This is a genomic window from Nocardia sp. NPDC051990 (assembly GCF_040680755.1).
Lineage (GTDB): Bacteria > Actinomycetota > Actinomycetes > Mycobacteriales > Mycobacteriaceae > Nocardia.
Genome location: NZ_JBFAXH010000030.1, coordinates 40,978 through 48,037, shown reverse-complemented (window position 1 = coordinate 48,037; position 7,060 = coordinate 40,978). Strand labels below are relative to the sequence as shown.

Sequence of the window (7,060 nt, the reverse complement as noted above, 5' to 3'; positions counted from 1 at the left end):
CCGTCTGTTTCGACGAGATGGTTGACCGGGCGGATTGCTGGTAATGCGTTGCGGCTGAACACCACTCGACCGATCGGGATGGACGCGAGCAGGTTTAACGCCGACGTCCGATCGAGCTCGACAACCGCGCGCTGGGGGTAGCCGGTCGCAGAGAGCTCGCTCACGCTCGCACACCCCCCGGTCGAACACAGCTCGGATGTACTCACCACACAAACTCCTTTCAGCAGGCAACCTAAGCAGTCTCACCATGCCGCAGCAGCGCCGAACAGGGGCGAAGGTCCCATGAATCGAGGACTCCGGCCTTGTCACATCAACGCGACGGGTAGCCGCTGCTACCACCGTCGATTCCCCGCCGGGGCGACTTTCAGCCCTCGCGAATCCACTTCGGCATATCGATGATGGGCGCGAGCACGAGCATTACGGTCCGCGACACCATGGCGACCGCGGCGCAGCGGATGCTCGATGTCGGCGCTTTGCCGATCTGCGATGGTGAGCGACATCCGGTCGACATCGTCACCCAAGCCGACCTGTCCGCCGCCTGCCCGATACCACCGTCGGTGAATTCGTGGAAGCCGTATGCGCACAATATCTTCCGGTATCTACCAACGAAGGGGCGCATAGCGCGGCCCGCGCCGAGACGCCTGGACCGGTTGACCGAGGACCTCGTTACCGAGCACCAATTCCCCTACCGTGTCGACCGCACGGCGGCGAAAGTGGACCGCGCGGCGTTAGTCGTGATGGCATAACCCGCGGCAAGGGGTGCGCAACGATGAGTATCAGAGCCGACCACAACATGATCGTTGTCGGCGTGGACGAAACACCGACGGCTATGAACGCGGCACGCTGGGCGGCCTATCTGGCCTCCGCCCTGCGTACGTCGCTGCTACTCACCTTCGCGCTGCCGCATGGAGTTACGCCCGCACGGCAGTTGGCCGCGCGTATCCATTCGCCGCACTCGTCGGATGCCGCCTGCGCAGCCCTCAACCGCGTCCGCACACTCGTGCACACCTGCGATCCAGAGTTGACCGTCAGCGCGGTACGCCCTGAGGGGCCGCCGGCCAAAGCGCTGGTGGTGTTGAGCACACACGCCCGCATCGTTGTGGTCGGCGCACGGACTGCCTTTGGACAGCGGCGGGTCGGGCCGACCACCATGCGTGTCGCCCAGCAAGCGCATTGCCCGGTCGGAGTGTGGCGCGGCGCGAACGGCAGGCCCATTCCGCGCGGTAAGCCGGTGGCCGTCGGCATCGACGGAACCGAGCTCAGTGTCCCGGCCATCGCCCGCGCCTTCGAAATCGCCGCGGCACTCGAAGTGCCGCTGACCGCAGTGCACTGCTGGCCGTCGCGCATCGAACCGGTGGGCTACCATCGCGACCGCGGCGAGGAGGAACGCACTGTGTTGGCCGAGTCACTGGCAGGCTGGCGCACGGAGTATCCGGATGTCGAGGTGATCGAAATGCCGGTCCCCGGCCTGGCCCGTTCGGTGTTGAACGAGCTGGCGCGGGATGTGCAACTGCTCGTCGTCGGCAGCCATGGCTACCCGACCGCGAAGGCGCTGCTGTTCGGATCGACGAGCCGTGACCTGCTGCACCACACCACTTGCCCGATCCTGGTATGCCGCACCTGAGGACTAGGGTCGCGAGCGCGACATCGTGACCGAACGCCCGCGGGTGACCATGGACCCTCGAGAACAGGCGCAAGGCCCATATCGACCAGCACAACGCGCGGCGAGACTCGGAAATATGACCGATACCAGCCCCTCCCCCGTACGTTCCGTGCCGGACCATCCGACGGTGCTGGCGGCCATGCGCATGGCCAGCCGAGCGCCATCACTGCACAACTCCCAACCGTGGCGCTGGGTATTCGACGGTCTCCGGCTGCACCTGTACCGCGACAACGACCGCCTCCTGACCTCGGCGGACCCGCAGGGTCGGCAACTCGTGATCAGCTGTGGCGCGATGTTGCATCATGTGCGTACCGTGTTCGCCGCCAAAGGCTGGCACACCGACACCACCCGCATGCCCGACACAGGCCGCACCGACTACCTGGCGGTTATCGAATTCCGGCCGTGGCCCGAACCGCCGATCGGCGTGCTCGCCCGAGCCCGCGCCATCGATCAGCGGCGCACCGACCGACTGCCCCTGCTCGCCCCCGCCGGCTTACCGCAACTCCTGCACACCGGGCGCATGCTGGTGACACCACACGACCTCGAACTGGATCTCCTCGACGACAGTGCGCGCGCGAAGCTCACCGTGGCCTCCGAACACGACACCGCGGTCCGCCGGTACGACATGGAGTACCAGGCCGAATTGCATTGGTGGGCGGGACATTCCGGCGACTCGGAAGGTGTGCCCCGCGAATCCCTGGTCTCCGATGCCGAATTCGCCCGCGTCGGCGTCGGCCGCACCTTCCCATCTACACCGCATTCGGCTCGCCGCGGTACCCTCGAGGACCACGCCCGCCTGCTGGTGCTGAGCTCTCCCCACGAATCCGTCACGGCGTGGCTGCACACCGGTGAAGCACTCTCCGCTGTGCTGCTCGAATGCACGACCGCTGGGCTGGCGAATTGCCCGATGACCCACATCACCGAAATATCCTCGGCCCGAAAGGTCATCGCGAACATGCTTCCCCATCCTGGGATCCCTCAGGTAGTCATCCGCATCGGCACCATCCCCGACGACGAACCCGACTTCCCACCAACCCCCCGCCGTCCACTCACCGATATCCTGACGATGAAGCACCAATAGGCAGATTGCCGGTCGATCAGGCACATTCGGGGGCCAATGCATGGTCGCGTCGTCCCTCGAAGCGCAATATTTTCACCTTCTCCATACCGTGGGGGAAATGCGTCGGCCTCGATTGCCTCATTCGGCACCGGATCCAGCGCCGCACATCGTCCATAGAAATCATGTGGCGGATCTCGGCGTCGGCGGTGCGCTCGGCGACGGGGATGCGGTGACAATTGGCCCTCGAATGGGTGCGCAGTGGCCGTGGTGAGGTAGGGGGACCAGGGCGAGACTCGAGGAATGAACGCAAGCGATCGTGCTGGCACTCCCGAGCTGCGTACTGTACGAATGGCGCTGATGCTCGCCTGTCGTGCCCCCTCGGTGCACAATACCCAGCCGTGGCGCTGGGTGTTCGATGGCGAACGATTGCATCTGTTCAGCGATATCGACCGACTGTTGCGTTCCGCCGATCCCCTCGGCAGGCAATTGACGATCAGCTGCGGTGCCATGCTCGACCATGCCCGCCTGGCCTTCCTGTCGATGGGCTGGTTCGCCGACGTCATCCGGACACCCGATCCGAATCTGCCGGAGCATTTGGCCACGCTCGAATTCCGACCGTGGCCCGGCGCGCTGAACACGACGGCCGCCCGGATCCGCGCCATTCGCCAACGCCGCACCGACCGGTTACCGATGCTGGCTCCGCCCGGCTGGATCGATGCATTCGACGCCATTCGCGAACTGGCGAGACCACATCATGTGGCCGTCGACGAGGTCGCCGAAAGCGATCGACCCCGGGTCGCCGCTGCCACTGACCATGCCACCGCGTTGCGTCGCTATGATATGCCGTATCAGACCGAATTGCATTGGTGGAGTGGACATTCAGATGTCAAAGAGGGTGTCCCCGCGGCGGCATTGGCATCGGATGCCGAGGCGGCGAGGGTCGATGTCGGCCGCGACTTTCCGCCCGCGCCGTATTCGCTGCGTCGCGGGCAGCTCGAGGACCAGTCCCGACTGATAGTGCTCAGCACCCTCGGTGAGACGCCGGTGCAGTGGCTGCGGACCGGCGAGGCACTGTCGGAGGTGCTGCTCGAATGCACCGCCCGTGGCCTGGCCACCTGCGCACTCACTCATATCACCGAACTTGTCGCCAGCCGTTCGGCAATCGCCGACCTGATTCCCAACCCGGACGTACCCCAGGTCGTGATCCGCATCGGCATCACGCCCGAGGACAGCGAACCGGCCCCGACACCACGACGACCACTCGAGGAGGTACTCGAGGTGCGCTCGCTTCGTCCCTGAGGCAGATCACGGACTACTGGCAGCACCGACAGATCGATGAATCTCCTGGAGCGCGGTCATCGCTCCGATTTCGGCGCGCCCGGGGCGGCAGTGATGATCTTGATTACCGCTGCAATAAGTCGGCCGTCGGGATCGCTGAGGCGCGGCAACGATGTCCGATCCAGCAACAGGGATCCAAGAGTGAGATCTACCAGTTCAGCACCGACTTGCTCGGCCGAACTACGCCCTTCCGGCTCGAACCACGTCCACGCCCATTGTGCGGCACCGAAGATGAGCAGGCTCCGGATGCTGATATCGACAGGCCGGAACTCACCGGACGCAATGCCCGCATCGAGCACGCCGTGCAGGATTCCTATGTAATCCCTTCGCAGCTTGCGCCCCTCGGAATTCTCATCCTCCTGCGCCAGCCGTGCGACCTCGCGCTGGAATGCGACGGTCCGATTTCGATCGTGCACCTGGTAGAGCACGGCCGCATGCAACAGCCCGGCGAGCTGCTCGGTCGGCGTTGCGAACTCCGACACGATGCGCTCTGCCTCATCGATCCGGCGGCGCATGTAGGAGATGTGCAGGGCTTCCAACAACCGCGCCTTCGTGCCGTAATGGTGCACGATCAAGCCCTGAGAGATGCCCAACTCACTCGCGACATCACTGAAGCTGGTTCCGTCGTAGCCCTTCTCGGCGACATGGCGCGTGAAGGTATCCAGGATCGCGCCCGACTTGCCTGGTCCCGTCGCACGCCCACTCACGATCCCGCCCCTCCTCGCCCAAATTTCCGGACACTCTAGCATCGACTGACTGCCACAACCCGTTGTTGACTGAGTGTGCAGTCAGTATTAGCATTATGCGCCGAGTCGCCGCGGCGCGCTCGCTGTATCAACCGTTCATCTCGAAATAGTCGACCAACCGCCATGAATTGCACGCTTATTCAGCCGAGGCCGTCATCGAACAATGAGCCTCCAGCACTACGGATGACCAGCCTCTCTGACAGCGGCACCATCTCGATACGCATCGCCCGAGGCGGCGACCACTACGTCAGCACCGGCCGTAGATGGCGGTCTTGCGAGCCGTGAACACCAGGACATGTGCCCCCTCCATGGATGCTGGTGTAGCGGCGCGCAAGGTACAGGGAATGGATGCGGCCTCCCTGCTGTCGCCGGATCAACTATTGGCCGCGATCGCCGGGCATCTCGCGGCGCCGTTCCCGCTGATCACGTGGGCGAGAGAACTGGGCGATCTGCACGCAACGCTGATTTCGGCGGTTTTGAATCCTCGGCGGCACCCATCCGATGTCACCGAGGCAGCCCTGCATGCGGATATCGCGAAGGTCGTCGACAAGATCAACTATTGGGCTGCGTCCTACGTCCGCCACAGCCGGTGCGCCCGCCGCCACACCCACACCTTCGGTGAGGTGATCAGTCATGTCGCAAAGACCTATGCCGAGGCCTGGTGGACGGTGCTGCATGCCGACTGCGAGGAGCTTCGACACTCGGCGTGGGTCCATCTCGGCGAGGTCCGTGACGGCTACGAGCACCTCATCGACGATATCCGGGTAGGCCGTGTCCAATTCCCACTGGGATGGCGAGGCATCCGACACAGCCGACAAGATGACAGCGCGTCCGGAGAACCGGAAACCGACGCCGATCTGGCCGATCAGGGCCAGCCGTAGTAGCCACACCTCGGCCAGCCGGAGACTTCGTTACATCAGCGTTGTGCGGGGCGAAATTGCGATTACTCGTTGTGATCGACGGGTGCGAGGTGGCAAATCCTTGCCGAGGTGAGTTCGCCCGCGGGTAGGATCCATCCCAGGGCTTGTCGAAAGGCGAGGTCGGGATGCATGAAATGGCGATAACCCAGTACCTTGTCGACGCCGTCAGTGAGCACGCGCGCGGGCGCGCGGTGCATACCGTGACGGTCGAGGTCGGCGCGCTGTGCGCCGTGGTGCCCGAGTCCATGCAGTTCTGTTTTGAACTTGCCACCGAGGGAACGACCGTCCAGGGAGCGCGGCTGGACCTGCGCATTGTCGATGGGGCGGCGCGTTGCCGGAACTGCGGGGCGGAATTCCTCCTGCCCGACCTCATCGTGCTGTGCCGTTGCGGCAGCGCCGATGTCGAGGTTACTGCGGGGCGGGAACTTCGAATCGTATCGATGGAGGTGAGTGAGCGATGTGCGCAACCTGCGGATGCGAGGGCGACGGGGTCGCTGTGATCACCGTCGGCTACCAGGACCACGATCACCCACATGAGCATGGTCCCGAGCACGAACACCCCCACGAACACGCTGTGACCACGCTGACCCTTGAACAGAAGGTGCTCGCCAAGAACGACGAGCTCGCCGCGGCGAACCGTGTGCGATTGCGCCAACGCGGGATCCTGGCACTGAATATGACCAGTTCGCCCGGTGCCGGGAAAACGACCCTGATCGAGCGAACCATCCGCGAGCTCGAATCGGTTCCGGTGGCCGTCATCGAGGGCGATCAGGCCACCATGCTGGACGCGCGGCGCATCGAGGCAACCGGATGCAAAGTTGTACAGGTGAATACCGGTGCGGGCTGCCATCTCGACGCGGACATGATCCGGCGCGCTCTCGACGCGCTGGAAACGGTGCCGGGCAGCCTGCTGTTCGTGGAGAATGTGGGCAATCTGGTTTGTCCGGCATTATTCGATCTCGGCGAGGCGGGCAAGGTCGTGATCGTCTCGGTCACCGAGGGGACCGATAAGCCGTTGAAATACCCGCACATGTTTGCCGCGGCGGAGCTGGTGCTGATCAACAAAACCGATCTGCTGCCCTATGTGGACTTCGATCTGGGGCGTTGCGTGGACTACGCGCGGTCGGTGAATCCCGACGTAACGATCCTTCCGGTATCGGCGACCAGCGGCGATGGACTGGCGCACTGGTACGACTGGCTCACCTCCCGGCTAACTGCCGGCATATCGATGTCTTGAAAGCCGTTGACTCTCAGACCTAGACTCATGTGATCAGAGTCACACGCGGACATGTCGCTGTAGCTGACCGGAGAGATATCCGCGTGCCCCCGCTGC

At 64.1% G+C, this 7,060-nt stretch carries 8 protein-coding genes and 1 pseudogene; 7 read left to right on the top strand and 2 right to left on the bottom strand.

The features are described 5' to 3' along the window. Window positions 1–164: pseudogene (locus AB0L63_RS31855) on the bottom strand (pyridoxamine 5'-phosphate oxidase family protein); the annotation flags it as partial. Window positions 165–398: 234 nt separating this feature from the next. On the opposite strand from AB0L63_RS31855, the gene AB0L63_RS31850 reads away from it, so the two are divergent. The 4 genes from AB0L63_RS31850 (at window position 399) to AB0L63_RS31835 (ending at window position 4,022) form a co-directional block, all read left to right on the top strand. Then, on the top strand, window positions 399–746 hold the full coding sequence (locus AB0L63_RS31850) for a hypothetical protein (protein WP_364508588.1): 348 nt from the start codon (window positions 399–401) through the stop codon (window positions 744–746). 23 nt (window positions 747–769) lie between these two features. Continuing rightward, complete coding sequence (locus tag AB0L63_RS31845; protein WP_364508585.1) at window positions 770–1,624, top strand: universal stress protein; 855 nt, start codon at window positions 770–772, stop codon at window positions 1,622–1,624. Between the two features lie 115 nt (window positions 1,625–1,739). Continuing rightward, entirely contained in the window at window positions 1,740–2,744 is a 1,005-nt protein-coding gene (locus AB0L63_RS31840) for a hypothetical protein (RefSeq protein WP_364508582.1), read from the top strand. 279 nt (window positions 2,745–3,023) lie between these two features. Further along, the gene (locus tag AB0L63_RS31835) at window positions 3,024–4,022 is read left to right on the top strand and encodes a hypothetical protein (RefSeq protein ID WP_364508580.1); all 999 of its coding nucleotides are present in this window, start codon (window positions 3,024–3,026) and stop codon (window positions 4,020–4,022) included. A 56-nt stretch (window positions 4,023–4,078) separates the two neighbouring features. On the opposite strand, the gene AB0L63_RS31830 is transcribed toward AB0L63_RS31835, so the two are convergent. Beyond that, a complete protein-coding gene (locus AB0L63_RS31830) occupies window positions 4,079–4,768 on the bottom strand; it encodes a TetR/AcrR family transcriptional regulator (protein WP_364508577.1) in 690 nt (229 codons plus the stop codon). Between the two features lie 383 nt (window positions 4,769–5,151). Here AB0L63_RS31830 and AB0L63_RS31825 point away from each other — a divergent pair, with 383 nt between their 5' ends. The 3 genes from AB0L63_RS31825 (at window position 5,152) to hypB (ending at window position 6,964) form a co-directional block, all read left to right on the top strand. Next, entirely contained in the window at window positions 5,152–5,688 is a 537-nt protein-coding gene (locus tag AB0L63_RS31825) for a hypothetical protein (RefSeq protein WP_364508574.1), read from the top strand. A 164-nt stretch (window positions 5,689–5,852) separates the two neighbouring features. Next, window positions 5,853–6,227: a hydrogenase maturation nickel metallochaperone HypA gene (locus tag AB0L63_RS31820; protein ID WP_364508596.1), complete on the top strand. Its 375-nt coding sequence runs from the start codon at window positions 5,853–5,855 to the stop codon at window positions 6,225–6,227. Then, on the top strand, window positions 6,185–6,964 hold the full coding sequence (hypB, locus tag AB0L63_RS31815) for a hydrogenase nickel incorporation protein HypB (protein WP_364508572.1): 780 nt from the start codon (window positions 6,185–6,187) through the stop codon (window positions 6,962–6,964). The genes AB0L63_RS31820 and hypB overlap by 43 nt, the downstream gene beginning before the upstream one ends. Window positions 6,965–7,060: the final 96 nt, after the last annotated feature.

Bases quoted from the DNA above. Each gene is read 5' to 3' on its own strand.
- AB0L63_RS31825 (WP_364508574.1), top strand. From the start codon at position 5,152: ATGGATGCGGCCTCCCTGCTGTCGCCGGATCAACTATTGGCCGCGATC.
- AB0L63_RS31835 (WP_364508580.1), top strand. From the start codon at position 3,024: ATGAACGCAAGCGATCGTGCTGGCACTCCCGAGCTGCGTACTGTACGA.
- AB0L63_RS31840 (WP_364508582.1), top strand. From the start codon at position 1,740: ATGACCGATACCAGCCCCTCCCCCGTACGTTCCGTGCCGGACCATCCG.
- hypB (WP_364508572.1), top strand. From the start codon at position 6,185: ATGTGCGCAACCTGCGGATGCGAGGGCGACGGGGTCGCTGTGATCACC.
- AB0L63_RS31850 (WP_364508588.1), top strand. From the start codon at position 399: ATGGGCGCGAGCACGAGCATTACGGTCCGCGACACCATGGCGACCGCG.
- AB0L63_RS31820 (WP_364508596.1), top strand. From the start codon at position 5,853: ATGCATGAAATGGCGATAACCCAGTACCTTGTCGACGCCGTCAGTGAG.
- AB0L63_RS31845 (WP_364508585.1), top strand. From the start codon at position 770: ATGAGTATCAGAGCCGACCACAACATGATCGTTGTCGGCGTGGACGAA.